We start from the raw sequence: 256 nt of genomic DNA on the forward strand, positions 1-256 counted from the left end.
CCGCGATGCGCTCGCCGCTCTGCCGGTCGAAGCGATAGATGTACGGGCCGTATTCGTCGGAGATGAAGACGCTCGCGCCGTCGCGCGCCACGCGGATGCTTTCCGGATCGAAGCGCGCGTCGCGCGGATACGTCGACGGCCGCGTCGGCGCGAAGTTGTCGGAGCGGCCGGTGAAGTAGTGCGTGTGCTTCTTCGCGTTGAACGCGGGCGCGCCGTTGCCGACGTTCGCCGCGGCGCCGTCGCCGTACACGAGCGG

The 256-nt window shown here is 69.9% G+C and carries 1 protein-coding gene; it reads right to left on the minus strand.

Annotated elements, in window-relative coordinates; translation table 11 throughout:
• Positions 1–256, minus strand: a 256-nt coding sequence (locus tag NCR39_RS06610) for an esterase-like activity of phytase family protein (RefSeq protein ID WP_250451483.1), incomplete at both ends; no start/stop codon positions are given.

Origin of the sequence: Caballeronia sp. ATUFL_M2_KS44 (assembly GCF_023630965.1) — a bacterium.
Lineage (GTDB): Bacteria > Pseudomonadota > Gammaproteobacteria > Burkholderiales > Burkholderiaceae > Caballeronia > Caballeronia concitans.